The sequence below is a fragment of the Pseudopedobacter beijingensis genome (assembly GCF_042678145.1).
Lineage (GTDB): Bacteria > Bacteroidota > Bacteroidia > Sphingobacteriales > Sphingobacteriaceae > Pseudopedobacter > Pseudopedobacter beijingensis.
In genome coordinates, this window is record NZ_JBHUDG010000019.1 from 104,798 (window position 1) to 123,235 (window position 18,438).

The 18,438-nt window shown below is 35.0% G+C and carries 16 protein-coding genes; 6 read left to right on the forward strand and 10 right to left on the reverse strand.

The window, feature by feature from the left end; all coding sequences use genetic code 11:
- Nucleotides 1-34: 34 nt before the first annotated feature.
- The 3 genes from ACFSAH_RS12765 to ACFSAH_RS12775 form a co-directional block, all read right to left on the reverse strand.
- Nucleotides 35-658 carry a 7-carboxy-7-deazaguanine synthase QueE gene (locus ACFSAH_RS12765; RefSeq protein WP_379663131.1) on the reverse strand — a complete coding sequence of 208 codons (624 nt, stop codon included), beginning with the start codon at nt 656-658 and terminating at the stop codon, nt 35-37.
- Nucleotides 659-860: 202 nt separating this feature from the next.
- Nucleotides 861-1,334, reverse strand: a complete 474-nt coding sequence (locus ACFSAH_RS12770; protein WP_379663132.1) for an RES family NAD+ phosphorylase — start codon at nt 1,332-1,334, stop codon at nt 861-863.
- Nucleotides 1,331-1,765 carry a hypothetical protein gene (locus ACFSAH_RS12775; RefSeq protein ID WP_379663133.1) on the reverse strand — a complete coding sequence of 145 codons (435 nt, stop codon included), beginning with the start codon at nt 1,763-1,765 and terminating at the stop codon, nt 1,331-1,333. The genes ACFSAH_RS12770 and ACFSAH_RS12775 overlap by 4 nt, the downstream gene beginning before the upstream one ends.
- A gap of 170 nt (nt 1,766-1,935) precedes the next feature.
- Here ACFSAH_RS12775 and gyrA point away from each other — a divergent pair, with 170 nt between their 5' ends.
- From gyrA to ACFSAH_RS12790, 3 genes are all read left to right on the forward strand, one after another.
- Complete coding sequence (gene gyrA / locus ACFSAH_RS12780; protein WP_379663134.1) at nt 1,936-4,494, forward strand: DNA gyrase subunit A; 2,559 nt, start codon at nt 1,936-1,938, stop codon at nt 4,492-4,494.
- A gap of 23 nt (nt 4,495-4,517) precedes the next feature.
- Nucleotides 4,518-5,696 (forward strand): tetratricopeptide repeat protein, encoded by a 1,179-nt coding sequence (locus ACFSAH_RS12785; protein WP_379663135.1) that lies wholly within the window; start codon nt 4,518-4,520, stop codon nt 5,694-5,696.
- Nucleotides 5,697-5,845: 149 nt separating this feature from the next.
- Complete coding sequence (locus ACFSAH_RS12790; RefSeq protein ID WP_379663136.1) at nt 5,846-7,498, forward strand: ABC1 kinase family protein; 1,653 nt, start codon at nt 5,846-5,848, stop codon at nt 7,496-7,498.
- A 3-nt stretch (nt 7,499-7,501) separates the two neighbouring features.
- On the opposite strand, the gene ACFSAH_RS12795 is transcribed toward ACFSAH_RS12790, so the two are convergent.
- Entirely contained in the window at nt 7,502-8,926 is a 1,425-nt protein-coding gene (locus ACFSAH_RS12795; RefSeq protein WP_379663137.1) for an alanine/glycine:cation symporter family protein, read from the reverse strand.
- Between the two features lie 147 nt (nt 8,927-9,073).
- On the opposite strand from ACFSAH_RS12795, the gene ACFSAH_RS12800 reads away from it, so the two are divergent.
- Nucleotides 9,074-9,223, forward strand: coding sequence for a lmo0937 family membrane protein (locus ACFSAH_RS12800; protein ID WP_379663138.1), 150 nt, complete (start codon nt 9,074-9,076; stop codon nt 9,221-9,223).
- Nucleotides 9,224-9,605: 382 nt separating this feature from the next.
- Here the strand turns inward: ACFSAH_RS12800 and ACFSAH_RS12805 are convergent, their stop codons facing one another.
- Nucleotides 9,606-10,304, reverse strand: coding sequence for a 2-C-methyl-D-erythritol 4-phosphate cytidylyltransferase (locus ACFSAH_RS12805; protein ID WP_379663139.1), 699 nt, complete (start codon nt 10,302-10,304; stop codon nt 9,606-9,608).
- A 161-nt stretch (nt 10,305-10,465) separates the two neighbouring features.
- On the reverse strand, nt 10,466-11,515 hold the full coding sequence (queA, locus tag ACFSAH_RS12810) for a tRNA preQ1(34) S-adenosylmethionine ribosyltransferase-isomerase QueA (protein WP_379663140.1): 1,050 nt from the start codon (nt 11,513-11,515) through the stop codon (nt 10,466-10,468).
- 240 nt (nt 11,516-11,755) lie between these two features.
- Here queA and ACFSAH_RS12815 point away from each other — a divergent pair, with 240 nt between their 5' ends.
- Complete coding sequence (locus tag ACFSAH_RS12815; RefSeq protein ID WP_379663141.1) at nt 11,756-13,006, forward strand: ABC transporter permease; 1,251 nt, start codon at nt 11,756-11,758, stop codon at nt 13,004-13,006.
- Here ACFSAH_RS12815 and ACFSAH_RS12820 read toward each other — a convergent pair.
- Genes ACFSAH_RS12820 through dinB form a run of 3 tightly spaced genes read right to left on the reverse strand, consistent with a single transcriptional unit; the run spans nt 12,990 to nt 15,555 of the window.
- Nucleotides 12,990-13,232, reverse strand: coding sequence for a DUF6965 family protein (locus ACFSAH_RS12820; protein ID WP_379663142.1), 243 nt, complete (start codon nt 13,230-13,232; stop codon nt 12,990-12,992). The two genes, ACFSAH_RS12815 and ACFSAH_RS12820, sit on opposite strands and share 17 nt — an antisense overlap.
- Nucleotides 13,233-13,247: 15 nt before the next feature.
- A complete protein-coding gene (locus ACFSAH_RS12825) occupies nt 13,248-14,459 on the reverse strand; it encodes a DUF763 domain-containing protein (RefSeq protein WP_379663143.1) in 1,212 nt (403 codons plus the stop codon).
- A 1-nt stretch (nt 14,460) separates the two neighbouring features.
- Entirely contained in the window at nt 14,461-15,555 is a 1,095-nt protein-coding gene (gene dinB, locus ACFSAH_RS12830) for a DNA polymerase IV (RefSeq protein ID WP_379663144.1), read from the reverse strand.
- 167 nt (nt 15,556-15,722) lie between these two features.
- On the opposite strand from dinB, the gene ACFSAH_RS12835 reads away from it, so the two are divergent.
- Nucleotides 15,723-16,406, forward strand: a complete 684-nt coding sequence (locus ACFSAH_RS12835) for a class I SAM-dependent methyltransferase (protein ID WP_379663145.1) — start codon at nt 15,723-15,725, stop codon at nt 16,404-16,406.
- A gap of 67 nt (nt 16,407-16,473) precedes the next feature.
- Here the strand turns inward: ACFSAH_RS12835 and ACFSAH_RS12840 are convergent, their stop codons facing one another.
- A complete protein-coding gene (locus tag ACFSAH_RS12840; protein WP_379663146.1) occupies nt 16,474-18,393 on the reverse strand; it encodes an AMP-dependent synthetase/ligase in 1,920 nt (639 codons plus the stop codon).
- Nucleotides 18,394-18,438: the final 45 nt, after the last annotated feature.

An 18,438-nucleotide genomic window follows, 5' to 3' on the forward strand; every position in this document is an offset into this window, starting at 1 on the left:
TCATTTAGTTTTTGAAAACTAAATTTATCAATTATTAAGGTATATTCAAGAATTTATGTGTTTGTAAAGAAATTTCCCATTTAGGGTTGTTTTTTACATAATCTATAATCAAAGGAAGCATTTGTTGAGACTTAGACCATTCTGGTTGAAGGTATAATTTACATCCTTCGCCCACATTTTTAGCGTGTTCTTCTGCCCAGGCAAAATCACTTTTATTAAACACAATGATTTTAAGTTCGTGGGCATGTTTAGCAATATTAGGATCAGGAGCCTTGAATTTTTTTGGAGAAAGACATACCCAATCCCAATGGCCAGAAATAGGGTAGGCACCAGAAGTTTCAATAAATGTTAAGATGCCTTTTTTCTTTAATTCAGAAGTTAAATAATCCAGGTTATACAGTAGAGGTTCTCCTCCCGTAATAACTACGGCTTTTCCTGGGTATTTACTTGCATTCACTACAATTTCATCAGCCGGGGTTAAAGGGTGTATATCCGCATCCCAGGACTCTTTAACATCGCACCAATGACAGCCAACATCACAACCACCTAGTCTAATGAAATAAGCAGCTTTTCCAGTGTTAAATCCTTCTCCTTGAATTGTATAGAACTCTTCCATTAAAGGAAGCATAGAACCATCTTCTGGTACGTAATTTTTCAAAATAACTCTTTTAACCTCTTAAATACACGATACAGGAAAAAGAAAATCCCCGATCTTTCTGCAAAGATAAACCATTTCGTTGTGGTTTTGAAGAATCATTTAATTACATTGAAATTTTTACTGTAGATTTTAGAAGTTGTATTCAATAGAAAACATAATAAGATGAGGGATTTTAAAGGTGGGGAATAAGTTTTTTGATAACTTAGATTTTAGAATTTATTAGTTTTCCTAGCAATCTATAATCTGTGGTGAAATCACATATTTCCTTGAATTTACTTTCCTTAAATCGTTTAGATAAGGGGTTTATAATAATATTTCTTTCTTCCGGTATAATAGCTGATGGAACAGAAAATGCAAGAATAGATTGGTCTTCCAGAAGCTGCTCTCCTAACCATTGTGTATAATCAAAATCATAAGCCCAGGATTGCTTTAGTTTTTTTGAATCTACATGAAATAAGCTTTCATCATCAGGAAGTTCTATTTTTAATAAAGCTATGTTTTGCATGTTTTCGGCAACCTTGGCATGAATGAATTTTTCGAGCAATGCCAGTGATATGTGTTCGCTGGTGTAAATGCAAGGAGTGTTAATGGCATTCCAACGGCCTCCAAATAGCTTTGCACCAACGCCATCTTTGTCGTTGATATAGTCTTTGTTAGCTAGTCGATAAACAATCATATATACACGCCGTATGTAATTCTGCCTAATTCATTGCTGATTAATTTAACACCCCAAAAAGATTTTAATGAATTAAAATCCAATGTATTGCCCAATATATGTTTTGGTGTTATTAACCATTCTTTTAGGTTGTCAGGAGTTTTAAAAATAGACAAACCTAATTTACTCATATTCAGTATTTGATGAAGATGCTCGGCATATAAGCCTTCAAATGCTTTATTGTCTTTAATATAGCGTTGTAAAGTACGTGTATTAATATGTAGTATATCTGCCCATTCTATTTGACTAAAAGGTATATTTTGTTGGAGATTTTCAAAAGCATCTATTGAGAAATTAATGTCTTTAGTAGCTCTGGCATAAAGAACTTCAGGTTCTGAAGCTATAAGTATTTGTTTGTTAGATTCTGGTTGTTTATACTTCAAAGATTTCATAGTATTTGTGTTTTTTACTTTAAAATACAAATTGTCACACCAATGTACGACTTTTTATTTGTTTTTCAAATTAAAACTATTTTTCAACAACCGTGGGGTATTTGCACTAATTTGTTAACTTCGCTTTTTGCATAAAAAGAAGCAAGATAGTTTACACGTTAAATTAAGATATGGCTGAAGAAACAGGTAATCAGAGCGAGTACGCAGAGGATAGAATTATCCCGATTAATATCGAGGAGGAAATGAAATCGGCGTACATCGATTATTCTATGTCGGTAATTGTTTCCAGGGCATTGCCTGATGTTAGAGACGGTTTAAAGCCGGTACATAGAAGGGTGCTGTACGGAATGCAGGATTTGGGACTTCAAAGTAACAAACCTTATAAAAAATCTGCCCGTGTTGTGGGAGAAGTTTTGGGTAAGTATCACCCACACGGAGATTCATCAGTTTACGATACTATGGTACGTATGGCTCAGCCCTGGTCTTTAAGATACCTGATGGTTGATGGACAAGGTAACTTTGGATCTGTAGATGGAGATATGCCTGCGGCGATGCGTTATACCGAGGTGCGTTTTAAAAAGATGGCCGAGGAGATGCTTATCGATATCAATAAAGATACGGTAGATTTTCGTAATAACTTTGACGACTCTTTACAAGAACCTACCGTTTTGCCAACAAGAATACCTAATCTTTTGGTAAATGGAGCTTCAGGTATTGCGGTGGGGATGGCAACTAATATGGCCCCTCACAACCTTTCAGAATCAATAGATGCTACTATTGCTTATATTGATAATAAGGAAATAGAGATACAGGAACTGGTACAGCATATTAAAGGTCCGGATTTTCCAACTGGTGGAATTATATACGGTTATGAAGGTGTAAAAGAAGCTTTCGAAACGGGAAGAGGTCGTATTGTGATGCGGGCAAAAGCAGATATCGAAACAACTTCATCTGATAGAGAACGTATTGTAGTTTCTGAAATTCCATATCAGGTTAATAAAGCTCAGATGATCGAAAGAACAGCAGAGCTGGTTAACGAAAAGAAAATTGAGGGGATTTCTGAAATTAGAGATGAGTCTGACAGAGATGGTATGCGTATCGTTTATGAAATAAAAAGAGATGCAAATGCCGGGGTTGTATTAAATAACTTATATAAGTATACAGCTTTACAGACTTCATTTAGTGTAAATAACATTGCTTTGGTAAATGGAAGGCCAATGTTATTGAACTTGAAAGACCTTATTGTACACTTTGTTGATCATAGACATGATGTAGTCGTAAGAAGAACCAAGTTTGAATTAAATGAGGCAGAAAAAAGAGCACATATTCTGGAAGGTTTATTAATAGCTCTTGATCATTTAGACGAGGTAATTAACCTAATCAGAAATTCAGCAACACCAGAAGAGGCAAGAGAAGGATTGATGGAGAAATTTGGTCTGTCAGACATTCAGGCTCGGGCTATTCTGGATATGACTCTTCGTCGTTTAACAGGTCTGGAAAGAGATAAGATTAAAGAAGAGTATGCTGAATTAATGAAACAGATAGAATATTTGAAATCTGTTTTAGAAAATGAGTCTTTGAGGATGAGTATTATCAAAGATGAATTACTGGAGATTAAAGATAAATATGGCGACGAGAGAAGAACAGAAATAGTTCACTCAGCTGCTGAATTAATGACCGAAGACTTCATTGAAGATGAAGATGTGGTAATTACAATTTCTCACGAAGGATACATTAAACGTACCCCTTTAACAGAATACCGTACTCAAGGAAGGGGAGGGAAAGGTTCAATAGGTTCAAATTCTAGAGATGAAGACTTTATTGAACATATATTTGTAGCTTCTAACCATAACTATTTATTATTTTTTACAGACAAAGGAAAATGTTATTGGTTAAGAGTATTTGAAATTCCGGAAGGAAGTAGAACCAGCAAGGGTAGAGCTATCCAGAATATAATCAATATCGAGAAAGAAGAGAAGATTAAAGCGTACATTAAGGTGGTGAATTTGAAAGATCAGGAATATCTTGAAAGCAACTTCATTATTATGTGTACCAAAAAAGGAACTATCAAGAAAACTACGCTAGAGGCTTATAGTCGCCCTCGTTCAAATGGTATTAATGCAATCAATATTAATGAAGGCGACGAATTGTTAGAAGCTAGTTTAACATCTGGAAGTTCAGAAATTGTTATGGCTTTACGTTCTGGAAGAGCAATCCGTTTCAATGAGTCTACCGTAAGACCAATGGGACGTACAGCAACCGGGGTAAGAGGTATTTCTCTTGCGCATGACAAAGATGAAGTGGTGGGAATGATTAGCATTGATTCTCCGGAAAGTACTGTATTGGTAGTTTCTGAAAAAGGATACGGAAAGCGTACCGATATTGAAGACTACCGTGTGACAAATAGAGGTGGTAAAGGTGTTAAAACCATCAATGTAACAGATAAAACCGGAAATCTGGTCGCTATTAAAAGTGTCACTGATAATGATGATTTAATGATTATCAACAGATCGGGAATCGTAATCAGGATTGCAATGGATACTTTAAGAGTTATGGGACGTGCTACACAAGGTGTAAGATTGATTACGTTGAAAGAGAATGATGAAATAGCATCTGTAACTAAGGTAGAAAGGGATGAGGAAGAAGAGAATGCAGAAGAAAATAACGAACTAAACAATCAAAACAATACAGAAGAAGCTGAGAATTCAACAGATACAACTGAAGAATAAAAGCTTTGTTAAAAAACAACAAAATGAAAAAAGCGATATTGAGCATTTTTATGTTTGCAGCAGTATCCTCGGCATTTGCGCAAAAGTCAGAGATAAGTGCAGCAAAAAATAGTTATGCCCTGTTTGAGGTAAACTTACAGGCAAAGGCAACAATGAAAAAGCAACTGGAAGTTTTAAATACAGCTAAGACTTCTATAGATAAAGCTGTTTTACATGATAAAACAAAAGGTTCTGCCGAAGCTTGGTCTAACAGAGGCTTAATTTATTCTGCAATAGCTGTTACCGATACGGTAAATAAATCAAAAGCTGAAGAAGCTATGAAAACGGCATTAGAGTCTATTGCTGAAGCTAAGAAATTAGACGCTGCTGGAAAAGAAAAAAATATATTGACCAATGCAGAGAATAATTTGTTGATATATATGCAAAATAAAGGTGTAAAAGCATTCAATACTAAAAATTATAAAGAAGCTTTTAATGCGTTTAAATATATGTCATCAGTTCAGCCTCAGGATTCATTATTCACGATGTATGCTGCATATGCTGCAAACAATGCCCAAATGCCGGAAGAAGCAATCACTTATTATGAGAAATCACTTTCATTAAATAAGAAAAATCCGGTAATATATCAGGAGTTAAGCAGATTGTATTTAAGTAAAGCAGATACATCTAAAGCTTTAAAAACGATAGAAGAAGGAAGGGAAGGACATCCTGAAAACTTGAGTCTTATTTTAGATGAATTGAATATTTATTTGAATAAAGGACAAGTAGCCTCTCAAATTTCAAAGATTGAAAATGCTGTAAACAGAGATCCAAAGAATAAAACCTTACACTTTGTTGCGGGGATAGCTTATAATGCCAATAAACAGCCGGAGAAAGCAGCTGAGGCATATAAAAAAGCTATAGAGTTAGATCCGAATTATACAGATGCTATCTTAAATCTTTCAATCTTATACATCGATAAGGCTAACGTGTATATTAATGAAGCAAACAAATTACCTAATAACAAAAGCACAGAGGCAAAATATAATGCGCTGAAAGGACAGTTTGAAGGTGAATTGAAAAAAGCTTTACCTCTATTAGAAAGAGCAAGAGAGCTTAATCCTAAAGATGTAAACGTATTAAATACCTTACGTGAAGTTTATGTGAAATTGAATAGAATGGATAAAGCAACCCAAATTAAGAAAGAATTGGGAGACTTATAGTGATAGAATTTCATTAAAAAAACAGAAAAGGATCGGACAGAAAAGTTCGATCCTTTTTTGTTTAATAAGTTTCTGGAGTTCTGATTTAAACAAAAAGCATAAAAAATACGTTTAGTAAAATAATGCATTATAGTTACTGTTAGATATTTATGTTAAATCCAGCAAAAAAAATACAAAGAACCTCTCAGATTATATCGGTTTTAGCTAAATATGGGTTTAGAGACTTTCTCTCTAGGTTGCCGTGGAATGGTAGCAATAAAACAGATGTCAAAAATTCAGTGGACACTAACAGTGTTTCTGTATATACTCGTGTGAGAATGGTTTTAGAAGAGTTAGGGCCAGCTTTTGTTAAACTAGGTCAAGCTGCAACAACCAGAGAAGGGTTACTTCCCGAAGAATTGGTTGTAGAGTTTCAAAAATTAGAAGATAAAGTAAAGCCAGTGACTTTAGATGTTAATAGATTTTTGAATAAAGAGCTGGGCATTTCCTTATCAGATTATTTTAAAAGTATAGAAGAAGAACCTTTTGCATCTGCATCTATTTCGCAGGTGTATAAAGCTCAGTTAGTTTCAGGAGAGAACGTAGTGCTGAAAGTCAGGAGACCAGGTGTAGATGAGTTGTTAAAGATAGATATGGCTTTAATGAAGGACTTGGCAAAAATATTATCAACCTATAGTGTTGCTTTAGAGAAATTAAATCTTCCATTAATTGTAGAATCTTTTTCAAATAGCCTAACAGCAGAACTTTCTTTAGATAAAGAGAGACTTAATATGGAAAAGTTTGCAGAAAACTTTGAGGGAAATGAGAATATAAAAATTGCAAAGGTATTTCCTGAGTTATGTAATGATTTTGTACTATGTATGGAGTTTTTAAAAGGCACTAAAATTACAGATGTAAAAAAACTACAAAAACAGAATATAGATTTACAGAAACTAGCGGAAAATGGACTTAATCTTTATCTTGAACAGGTTTTGGTACACGGTTTTTTCCATGGAGACCCACATCCTGGAAATTTAATGGTGATGCCTGACGGCAAGATTGCCTTTCTGGATTTCGGGAATATGGGGACTTTATTAAAAAGTGATAGAAAGCAGCTGGAAGACTTTGTAACGGCCTCTGTAGAGGAAGATGCTGTATGGCTAGGGAATGTTATTGAGGATATCGCTATTTATAGCAAGATAAATGATAGAAAACGTTATGAAAGAGCATTAAACGAGCTGTTTGAAATTATGGGGAATGTTTCTTTAGGCTCAATGAATCTTCAGGAAATATTGAGTAAGGTCTGGGGTATTGTTGGGGACAACCAAATCCATTTTCCAGAATATATTTATCAATTAATAAGAGGGATTTCTTTAATGGAAGGTATTGGGCGTAAGTTAGATCCTAATTTAAATATTCTGGACAAAATAAGGCCATTTACTAATAAGATTATATTAGAACACTTAAATCCTAAAAATATTTTAGAAAAAAGCTTTAGAAAGTTAAGAGCTACGGGGCGTGATATTGAACGTTTACCTGAAGATTTGAGAGAAATATTCAGGCAGGTAAAAAAAGGTGATTTGTCTTTGAATTTATCCGTAGAAAAAATAGAAAAACTCAATTCTAATTTAAGAAGAACAGGAGATAAATTAACTTTAGCCATCGTATTTCTGGGGCTTTGTATATTATCTGCTCTCACAATGTCTGTAAATCTAAAACCTGTTGTTTTGGGAATACCTTTAATAGCATTTATCTTTTTACTGATAACCTTATTTACTGGTTTCGTTTTAATCCTGTTAGTGCTAAGACCCAAAGAAAAATAAAGGCTAGTCTTTTTTCCAAATGGTATTTCGAATATTCAATTTTTCGGGATCAAAAGTAGGGTTTTTACCTGCTCTCTTTTGTGATTCGTAGTCTTTAAATGCTTTTAAAGCTGGTTTTTGGAGTAAAATAATAGCCACTATATTTAACCAGGCCATAATACCCACTCCAATATCTCCAATCATCCAAGCGTCTCCACCTTTAGAAATACAACCAAAATATACACTTACCAGAAATACAATTCTAAGAATATTGATCTTAAGTTTTGAGGTAGGATTATTTCCATGTAAATAATGCAGATTAGATTCCGCAATAAAATAATAAGCTATAGCAGTGGTAAAAGCAAAAAATAGGAGGGCAAATGCAATAAACTCATTACCAATAGAAGGGAAGTGTGATGCAACGGCTGCTTGAGTAAAAGCAGGACCTTCTTCAATACCAGGAAGTTGTTCTAAAAGAAAACCGCCAGCAGGGTTTTTAACGTTATATTTTCCTGTAAATAATATAATAAAAGCTGTTGAAGAACAAACAAATAACGTATCTATATAAACCGAAAATGCCTGAACAAGCCCTTGTTTTACAGGATGAGAGGTCGCAGCAGCTGCCGCAGCATGAGGGGCTGTTCCTTGCCCTGCTTCATTCGAGTAAATTCCTCTTTTAATTCCCCAGGATACCGCCATTCCAATAATACCTCCAAAAGTAGCATCAATACCAAAAGCAGATTTTACAATCAAAGAGAAAATTTCTGGAATTTCATTCAGGTTAAGGAAAAGAATAACAACAGCCATCAGTATATAAGCACCAGCCATAAAAGAAACTATCACTTCAGATACCCGGGCAATACGTTGTACACCTCCAAATATAATTACAGCGAGTAAAGCAGCAACGGAAATTCCAGTAACATAAGGCGGAATGTTAAATGCATTGTTCATGCTATCTGCAATACTGTTACTTTGTACGCCAGGTAAAAACAAAGTACAACTAATCATAGTGGCTATGGCGAAAAGTAGTGCATACCATTTAACTCCAAGGCCGCGTTCGATATAATAGGCAGGGCCACCTTTATACTGTCCTTCTTTTTCAATTTTATAAATCTGACCTAAGGTTGCTTCAATAAATGCAGTTGCTGCGCCAAAAAAAGCAATCATCCACATCCAAAAGACTGCGCCGGGTCCACCCATTGCAATGGCAGTAGCTACACCGGCAATGTTTCCGGTCCCAACTCTTCCAGCTATAGCTATAGAAAAAGCTTGAAAGGGACTAACACCTTTACTGTCTGAACTCTCTTTAAACAATAGGGTAACCATATCTTTAATATATCTTACCTGAAGAAATTTTGTTACAAAAGAAAAGTAAAGTCCGGCACCAATACACAAAATTAAAAATACGTTTGACCAGATAATATCATTAAGGAATTTGATTATATGCATCTGCTTATTTGAAGGTTTATACTCCTAAATTAAGAAAAATAGATAGTTTAACAACTGGTGTTAAAAAATAGGTAGAAATAAATTGGCTTAATTTTAGATGTATCTCATCTAATTATTAAACGAATTGTTAACTTAAAAAAATGTACCATGGGAAATGTCCTTTATACAATCGCAGTTATATTAGTTATAATCTGGATCTTTGGAGCTTTTGTGACCCCTTTTGGAGGAGGTTTAATACATATATTAATCGTGCTTGCAATTATAGCTGTATTGCTCAGAATAATAAAAGGTAATTAGTAAAGAGAGGTTTATTTTGTTTTTAATCTGCTGAATATATAGACTAATCCATAGCCTATAAGTGTGGCTGTCCCTGAAATACTTAGTTGTAAAACTAGTTCAAGAAGCCAAAAAGCAGAAGGTTTACCATTAAAGCTATTATACACCAATATACAGCCGAAAAATATTACATACAGAATAACAACGGGAATATAGTTACCTATTGTAAGGGACTTCGTTTTATTATATACTACAAAACTGTATGCTATAAAGTAGATAGATAAGATGTATGGTTGAAATTTTAAGAAAATAGGGGTGTAAAATAAATGGTAAGATAAGTAAATTAATAAAGCAACAAACGCTGATACGATGTAAAAAGAGGTATGTAGTTTTTGTTCCATGGTTAAGATTCTTCTAAAAGAGTTTTAGCTAATATAATATCTTCGGGATAGGTAATCTTGATATTAAAAACATCACCTTCTACCAGATTGATAGGATATCCAGCCGCTTCTACAACAGAAGCATCGTCCGTGAAATTCTCATTGTATTCTTGTAAGTAAGCCTTTTTTAGCAAATCATAATCAAAAGATTGAGGTGTTTGTATAAGGGCAATTTGCTGACGTGGAACAGATCTGTTAGATGAAGTGTGCGGATCTATAATCCTTACCGAATCTTTTGATGGAGCATAGCTTATGCCATTTCCTTTATCCTTTGCTGCTGTAAAACATTTGTCAATGGTTTCTGTGGATACTAATGGTCGTACAGCATCATGTATAGCAATAATAGCTTTTTCTCTGGGTTTAAGAAGATCGTTTACTTTTTCTAAACCATTTTTTACAGAGAAAAATCGTTCCGCTCCACCAGAGGCAAAGTGATAGTTTGTATTAAGACTACTAGTTTTAGAAAGCTCATTCCAATAATGCTGGTCTTTTTCGGAAAGTACCAATACAATTTCCGGAGAATAGGCAGATTGTAGGAACTTTTCTATAGTATGTACAATTATCGGTTTATTATTGATTAATAAAAACTGCTTAGGAGTAGTGCTGTTCATTCTTTTTCCAGAACCTCCGGCAACAATTATAGCAAAAAACCGATAATCCATTATAAAGCTTATTTAGAAATAAAGGGTATACAAACAGAACAGACATCAATCAAAAAAGATACCTTGTTAAGAATAATTTCTTACGGAAGGTATCTTTTTTATATCGGATAACTATCAAGCTGAACGGCTTGTTTATTCCTTTTTTATTTTTATATTCAAAATTAGATAATCAGCATGGCATCACCATAGCTGTAGAATCTGTATTTTTCTTTAACAGCAATTTCATAAGCATTCATTACATGCTCGTAACCACCAAAAGCAGCAACCATCATCAATAATGTAGATTCTGGTGTATGAAAGTTAGTAATCATGCTGTTAGCTATGCTAAAATCATAAGGAGGGAAGATGAATTTAGAAGTCCAGTCATTCATCGGTTTTAGAGTATGACTTGCAGATACTGCAGATTCAATACTTCTCATCACCGTAGTACCTACAGCACAAATTCTTCTTTTTTCTTCGATAGCTTTGTTTACCACATTCGCATCTTTCTCAGCAATCATAAATTGCTCAGAGTCCATTTTATGTTTGGTTAAATCTTCAACCTCCACTTGTCTGAAAGTACCTAAACCAACGTGTAGTGTTACCTCGGCAAACTCAACACCTTTAAGCTCAAGTCTTTTCATTAATTCCCTGCTAAAGTGCAAGCCTGCAGTTGGTGCAGCTACAGCACCTTCGTTTTTAGCAAAAATAGTTTGATAACGCTCTTTGTCTTCTAGTGTAGGTTTACGTTTAATGTATTTAGGAAGTGGAGTTTCGCCTAATATTTCAATATTTTCACGGAATTCTTCGTCAGTACCGTCAAATAAAAATCTAATGGTTCTTCCTCTGGAAGTAGTGTTGTCTACAACCTCAGCAACCAATAAATCGTCATCACCGAAATATAGTTTATTACCCACTCTGATTTTTCTGGCAGGATCAACAAGAACGTCCCAAAGTCTTAATTCTTTGTTTAATTCTCTCAATAAGAAAACTTCGATGGTAGCACCTGTTTTTTCTTTATTACCATATAAACGGGCAGGAAAAACTTTGGTGTTATTTAAAATCATCACGTCTTTGTCGTCAAAATAACCAAGAACATCTTTAAATAATTTGTGTTCAATATGTCCTGTTTTTTTGTCCAAAACCATTAAACGTGATTCGTCACGTTTTTCAGCAGGATGATGGGCTACTAAAGAATCAGGTAAGTGGAATTTAAATTGTGATAATTTCATATGTCTGTAAACAAAATATTTCGGAGCGCAAATTTACAAAAAATAAATTCATAAACGTAACAAAGCTACTTAATAAGTGTTTTCGAAAGTTTTATATTTATCTTTTTTTACATGAAAATGTGGGAAATGATAGGGATATAAGATAGTCGTTTCCAATTAAATCAAAGGAATTAGTTAAATTATAGCTAGTTTATTAGATTTACTTTGTAACAAAATCCGATTTTTGTTGTCTTTGAGTATATGGTATTATTCTTCAAGTTGTTTAAAGAAAGCTTCTATTTTGCCTACGATGCATTACGGCAGAATAAAACACGTACATTTCTTTCTTTATTGGGAATAACTATTGGTATAGTTACCATTATCTCTGTTTTTGCATTGGTAGATACATTTAGGGGGAAATTACAGGAGAGTGCAGATAAATTAGGAACTAAAACAGTATTTATAGAAAAATGGCCATGGGGAGGTTTTGGAGAATATCCCTGGTGGAAATATGTACAAAGGCCAGAAGCTCAATTAAAAGAAGCCGAACTTTTGAAAGCAAGATTAAATGATGTAGAAGGTGTTTCTTATGAATTGCATATAGCTAATAAAACCCTTAAACACAAGAATAACTCTATAGAAGGTGCCAAAATTATAGCAGTTTCTTATGATTCTTATAAGACATGGACATTTGATTTTGAAGAGGGTAGGTATTTTACTGAATTAGAATCTCAATCGGGGACAGCATTAACGGTAATTGGAGCAGGAGTAGCAGAGGGGTTATTTCCTAATCAACAAGCAGTCGGAAAGTTTATTAAAATAATGGGACGTAATGTGATGGTTGTAGGTGTTTTAAAGAAAGAAGGGGAGGATATGTTGGGTTTTTCTTTTGATAATGAAGTAGTGATACCCTTAAATTTTGCAAGAAACCTCATAGATATTCGCAACAACAATTATTCTCCTCAGATTACTGTTAGAGGTAAAGACAACTTAAATATAGATCAACTGGAAGATGAACTGCGTGGTGCTATGCGTTCTATCAGAAAGCTGAAACCGGCTCAGGAAGATGATTTTGCATTGAATAAAAGTACCATTCTTTCCGAACAGTTAGATCAAATGTTTATTATTATCAATATTGCAGGCTGGATTATAGGTGGATTTTCTATTCTGGTAGGCGGCTTTGGTATAGCCAATATTATGTTTGTTTCTGTCAAAGAAAGAACCAATATCATAGGGATACAGAAATCATTGGGGGCTAAAAATTATTTTATCCTTATGCAGTTTCTTTTTGAATCCATAGCCCTTTCTTTGATTGGAGGTTTGTTGGGGTTAGCTATTGTATTTGGTGCAAGCCAACTGGCAACACATCTGTTTGATTTTAAAATTATCCTTAACCTGGATAATATTATCCGGGGAATAACAATATCCGTAGTTATAGGTGTTATTTCTGGATTTTGGCCAGCCTATTCAGCTTCAGCGTTAAATCCGGTAGATGCTATTCGTTCGAATTAGAGTCTGCAGGTTGTTGTTCACCTTCAATCATCTTTCTGATATTGGTAAGTCTTTCCCAGGAAGCACAAAAAGTATTGGTATAACCAAAACTTTCAAGTATGAGGATATCTGAATTAACAGTTTTTCTAACATCATACATCATTGTACAGTCATTATACTGAAGCGTTTCAGGTAATTCCTTATTCGCATAGTATTGTTTCATTTCGGCAAGTTCTTCTGGAGTCATGGCACAAAAATAATCTTAAAAATCAAATAAACTCAATTGTTGATTATTGTTAGGTGGTTTAGAATCTCCGAAAACCGTTTTACCTCCATATTTCCAGGCATTTTCGCTCTCTCTCTTAATCAATTCATCAAAGTTGTTATTAGGTGTAAAATGTTGTTCCGATTTAAAAGCCAGATTACTTAATGCTTTTACAGCCATAGATTTTTCCGAAAATCCAAGTTTAGATTCTTGTACTGCTTTATTCATAAAATCTATTGTCTCATCAAAAACTTTAGTTAACACCGGAAAAGGATGACCGTCTTTGCCTCCATGAGCAAAAGAAAACCGCGCAGGATCTTTAAATCTGGTGGGCGTACCAAAAATAACTTCGCTTACCAAAGCCAGAGATTGCAGTGTACGCGGACCTAAACCTTCCAGTAATAATAATTCTTCAAAATCTGCCGGACGCTTTTCATGACTAAGCCAAAGCATAGCACCCAATCTTTTAAGGTCAACATCTTTTGCCCTTACATCGTGATGTTTAGGCATGTGTAATTGTTGTATTTCTGCAAGTATATGTTGAGGTTTTTCTTGTGTTAAATTGATAATTCCCTCTTTGCTGGGTTTAGCAGATAAAGCAGTTAAGTCCAGAATATTTCCATGATTAATTCCACAAATACCACTGTGCGGTGTTTCTGTAAAGTTCTTAACAGAAGCAGAGTGCCAATGGTATCTTCTGGCACTTGAGCTTGCATCCTGCATTCCTTGCTGTACAACCGTCCAGTTTCCTTTCTGATCTAAGATAAAGCAATGCAGGTAAAGCTGATAGCCATCTTGTACGGCTGTATTATCTACTTTGGCAACCAGTTTAGAAGAACGAATAAGCTGATTGGCATTTAATCCGTTTCGTTCACTATAAATTAATAATTCATGAGGAGTGGCTTTGGATTGTTTGCCTTTACCGCCACAAATAAATAAGCCAAGTTCTTTACTTAATGGATTAATAGATCGTTTTAAAGCGCCTAAAACAGAAGTGGTTATACCGGATGAATGCCAGTCCATTCCTAAAACACAGCCCAGACTCTGGAACCAAAAAGGATCAGACATTCTTTTCAGAAATTCATCTGCTCCATAATTTTCCAAAATAGATTCTGTTATAGAAAGTCCCAGTTTAGCCATTCTGTCTGCAAGCCATTTAGGGACATGGCCGTAATGAAGAGGAAGATTGGCAACACCTGATTTTTGCATTTTAAAATAAACTTAATTGTCCGTTATAGGATATGAGTTCCTTATCGCTCCAGAAATTGGATAGAGAGACTCCTAAAAGCCTGATTTTCTTTTCCTCAATATCTATAGCTCCCAGTAAAGATTTAGAAATCTCTAATAGCGTATCTGTATCCGAAATGTATTTTGTTAAGGTTTGGCTACGTGTTATTTGAGTAAAATCTGCAAACTTAACTTTTAGCGTTATTGTTTTTCCCTCAGCATTTTTAGCTGTCATACGCTGGCTAACCCGTTTGCTGAGTTTCTCAAGTTCAATATGTAGAAGCTCAGGATCATTAATGTCATTTTCAAAAGTGTCTTCAGCGCCAACAGACTTACTGATACGATTGGGATGTACTTCTCTGCGATCTATACCGCGGACAATGTTATAATAGAACCCACCGGCTTTTCCAAATTGTCTGATGAGTTTGCTTTCTTCCCATTGCTTTAAATCGTAACCAGTAAAAATCCCTAGCTTTTTCATTTTAGCTGCAGTTACTTTGCCCACTCCAAAAAACTTTTCGATTGGAAGTGTTTCAATAAAAGGAATAACCTTTGAAGGACCAATAAAAGTAAGTCCATCAGGTTTTTGATAATCTGAAGCTATTTTAGCAATGAATTTGTTGGTAGACACACCCGCAGAAGCTGTTAACTGAAGTTCTTCTTGAATGTTCTCTTTTATTTTTTTAGCGATATCTATTGCCGAACCAATATGCAGTTTATCTTCTGTCACATCTAAATAAGCTTCGTCTAAAGATAAAGGCTCTATAAGATCTGTATAACGACCGAAAATAGACCGTATATGCAAAGATACCTCCCGGTAAACATCAAAGCGTGGTCTGGTGAAAATAAGGTGTGGGCAAAGCTCTAATGCTTTTCTGGAGGACATGGCAGAGCGTACCCCGTACTGACGAGCTTCGTAGCTACAGGTAGCCACCACACCGCGTCCATCGGGAGAGCCGCCTACAGCCAGGGCTTTTCCTCTGAATTCAGGGAAATCCCGTTGCTCTACAGAGGCGTAAAATGCATCCATATCAATATGGATGATTTTCTTGTAGGTATTTTCCTCTTTCTGTGCCATTAACAGCTTACTCACTTAAAAACAAAATTACTAAAATATTTAGTAATTATAAGTGCTTTTTGAGATTATACAGACATTTTATTAGAGGTTTAATGTTTACTTTTAAACAATATAAATAAAATGCTATCTATAATTTAGATAGCAAGCAATAGGCAGCAAATAGATTTATGTCAATAGATGAAATAAACGATAAAAACGAGACACTAGCTAAAATAGCGGCTCAATTAAGTTGTCCCGATAGGGAAGAGGGGATAGCCATGGGGGAAATGATGGACGAAACCAATATTGGAATGACTTTAGCTACTTTAGATAACCTTTCTTTAGGACAGGTTAATTCTGTATTAGAAATTGGACATGGCAATGCCGGTCACCTGAAACTTTTATTTGACAGAAGTAATGATTTACATTATACCGGAATAGAAATTTCGGAAACCATGTCTTTACAGGCTAAACAAATCAATAAAGATTTTATTACAAAACAGAAAGCAGAATTTGTGCTGTATAATGGTGGTAATGTATTACCCTTTGATGATGGAATATTTGATAGGGTATTTACTGTAAATACGCTATATTTTTGGGAAGCCCCTTTAGCGTTTATAACAGATGTTTTTAGAGTCTTACGTCCCGGAGGGAGTTTGCTGCTTACTTTTGCGCATAAAGATTTTATGGAAAAGCTGCCGTTTGTTAAATTCGGTTTTCGCTTGTATAATCCCAATGATATAGCTGATTTATTAAAAAGTACTGATTTTTCTATTGCTGAGGCAAAAGAACATGCCGAAGAAGTGAAAAGTAAAACCGGAGAATTGGTTGTTAGGCAGTTTTCTGTGTTGACTATTCGTAGAAAAGTTTAAAGAAGAGAAGCTATCCCTTATATTCAGTGGGGTGAAAATAGGAGATAGCTTTACCTCTGTTTACAGTTTATTGTTCGGTATCTTCGCTGTAAAGCTCTTCAATAATATCATGATATTTTTTCTCAATAACTTTTCTTTTAGGCTTTAGAGTCGGTGTAATTTCTCCCTCTTCCATACTAAAAGGATTTCTTTTGAGTTTGAAGGTTTTTATTCTTTCAAACTTTGCCAGTTCCTGAGCATATTTTTTAAGGTCTTCCTCAATCCATTTTCTTATTTCGGTATCCTCAATAAAAACCTCGTCGCTTTCATCGAAGAAAGCATTGGGTAGGTTGAAAGTTTCCTGTAAAGTTTCTCTGGATGGAGTTATAATAGCCGAAACATATTCTTTTTTGTCGCCGATAAGAAAGACACTCTCAATTTTTTGGCTTTTGAGATAGGTGTTTTCTACCGGAGTAGGATAAATGTTTTTTCCATAAGCATTCACCAGCATATTTTTAATACGATCTGTAATTTGCAGATTCCCTCTGAAAAACCTACCTACATCTCCCGTATGAAACCATCCTTCAGCATCTATTACCAGAGCTGTTTCTTCGGGTTTGTTCCAATAGCCTTTCATTACGCAGTGTCCTCTTACACAAATTTCTCCCTCTTCAGAGGTAAAATCTGGATTAAACGATCGGTAAGTTTGTATAGTAATAAATTCTTTGGTTTCTACATCTTGAATGCCTACTTCAATTCCCGGAATAATTCTGCCTACAGTACCATAAACCTGTCTGTTGTATTCTGTAACCGACATTACAGGAGATGTTTCTGTTAAGCCAAAGCCTTCCAGTATTTTAATACCCAGGTTTCCAAAAAACTCCCCAACATTGCGTGGTAATGCAGCTCCTCCAGATATCATGAATTTTAATCTTCCTCCGGTCTTTTCTATAATTTTAGAAAACACCAGCTTTTTGGCAATAGCATATTGTAGAGATAACTTTATACCTGGTGTTTTACCAGCTTCATTAACTTCCCGGTATTTTTGTCCAATATCCAGTGCCCAAAGAAATATTTTAGCTTTGGTGCCACCTGCAGATGTTCCGCTTTTAATAGCCTTATCGTGGATTTTTTCCAGTAACCTGGGAACACAGGAAATAACCATGGGTTTTACTTCTTCCATGTTTTTAGCCAATAACTCTAAGCTTTGGGCAAAAGCTATCTGACAGCCCATAGCGCAGCATACATGATAGGTTGCTGTGCGTTCAAAAACATGCGATAGGGGAAGAAAGGAAAGGAATACATCTTCCGGAACAATAACAGGAATCTGGTTAAGGCATTCGCGTACATTTTCTACAAAATTATAATGCGTAAGCATGGCGCCTTTTGGAGTACCTGTAGTACCTGAAGTGTAAATCAAAGCCGATAAATCCGACGGCATTACATCATTCCTTTGTATTTCTATCTGTTTCTGGTATTTAGTAAGTTGTTGCGAACCTTTATCTAAAAGGGAATTGAGGCTTAAAATGCCCGCATTTAGTGATGTATTCTCTGTGATTTTTCCGTAATCTTCAAAGGTTACTACAATCCTGATCAGGTTAGCGCAGTTATTGGCAATTTTAATAACCTTTTTTAATAAGAAAGGGCTGCCTACCAACAACATTTTTATTCCAGAATCTTTTAAAATGTATTCTATTTCTGTTTCTGAAAGTGTAGGGTAAACAGAGGTGTTTACAGCGCCTATTTGTTGTGCTCCCTGATCAAAAAAGACATATTCAGGAGAGTTTTCGAGAAGGAATCCAATTCTGTCGCCTTTAGTAATACCATTATCCAGAAAGTAAGAAGATACTTTGTCTGCATTATCCAGCGTTGTTCTGAAAGATATTTCTTCCCATTCATCTTTAACCTTTCTCTTTAAAAAAGTTCTATCCGGTTGATGAATGTTTTTTACCACATTTCTTAACAACAGGGGGACAGTAAGGTTTTCTATATCTCGTATTGGGTTCATATTTCTTATTGAATAGAAAACAATATTAGTTTATTTACCCTAATA

What these genes read in the sequence shown, in the direction of transcription:
- ACFSAH_RS12835 (WP_379663145.1), top strand. Translation starts at nt 15,723, where the DNA reads ATGTCAATAGATGAAATAAACGATAAAAACGAGACACTAGCTAAAATA.
- ACFSAH_RS12795 (WP_379663137.1), bottom strand. Translation starts at nt 8,926, where the DNA reads ATGCATATAATCAAATTCCTTAATGATATTATCTGGTCAAACGTATTT.
- ACFSAH_RS12805 (WP_379663139.1), bottom strand. Translation starts at nt 10,304, where the DNA reads ATGGATTATCGGTTTTTTGCTATAATTGTTGCCGGAGGTTCTGGAAAA.
- ACFSAH_RS12770 (WP_379663132.1), bottom strand. Translation starts at nt 1,334, where the DNA reads ATGATTGTTTATCGACTAGCTAACAAAGACTATATCAACGACAAAGAT.
- ACFSAH_RS12815 (WP_379663141.1), top strand. Translation starts at nt 11,756, where the DNA reads ATGGTATTATTCTTCAAGTTGTTTAAAGAAAGCTTCTATTTTGCCTAC.
- ACFSAH_RS12820 (WP_379663142.1), bottom strand. Translation starts at nt 13,232, where the DNA reads ATGACTCCAGAAGAACTTGCCGAAATGAAACAATACTATGCGAATAAG.
- queA (WP_379663140.1), bottom strand. Translation starts at nt 11,515, where the DNA reads ATGAAATTATCACAATTTAAATTCCACTTACCTGATTCTTTAGTAGCC.
- gyrA (WP_379663134.1), top strand. Translation starts at nt 1,936, where the DNA reads ATGGCTGAAGAAACAGGTAATCAGAGCGAGTACGCAGAGGATAGAATT.
- ACFSAH_RS12800 (WP_379663138.1), top strand. Translation starts at nt 9,074, where the DNA reads ATGGGAAATGTCCTTTATACAATCGCAGTTATATTAGTTATAATCTGG.
- ACFSAH_RS12825 (WP_379663143.1), bottom strand. Translation starts at nt 14,459, where the DNA reads ATGCAAAAATCAGGTGTTGCCAATCTTCCTCTTCATTACGGCCATGTC.
- ACFSAH_RS12840 (WP_379663146.1), bottom strand. Translation starts at nt 18,393, where the DNA reads ATGAACCCAATACGAGATATAGAAAACCTTACTGTCCCCCTGTTGTTA.
- ACFSAH_RS12790 (WP_379663136.1), top strand. Translation starts at nt 5,846, where the DNA reads ATGTTAAATCCAGCAAAAAAAATACAAAGAACCTCTCAGATTATATCG.
- dinB (WP_379663144.1), bottom strand. Translation starts at nt 15,555, where the DNA reads ATGGCACAGAAAGAGGAAAATACCTACAAGAAAATCATCCATATTGAT.
- ACFSAH_RS12775 (WP_379663133.1), bottom strand. Translation starts at nt 1,765, where the DNA reads ATGAAATCTTTGAAGTATAAACAACCAGAATCTAACAAACAAATACTT.
- ACFSAH_RS12785 (WP_379663135.1), top strand. Translation starts at nt 4,518, where the DNA reads ATGAAAAAAGCGATATTGAGCATTTTTATGTTTGCAGCAGTATCCTCG.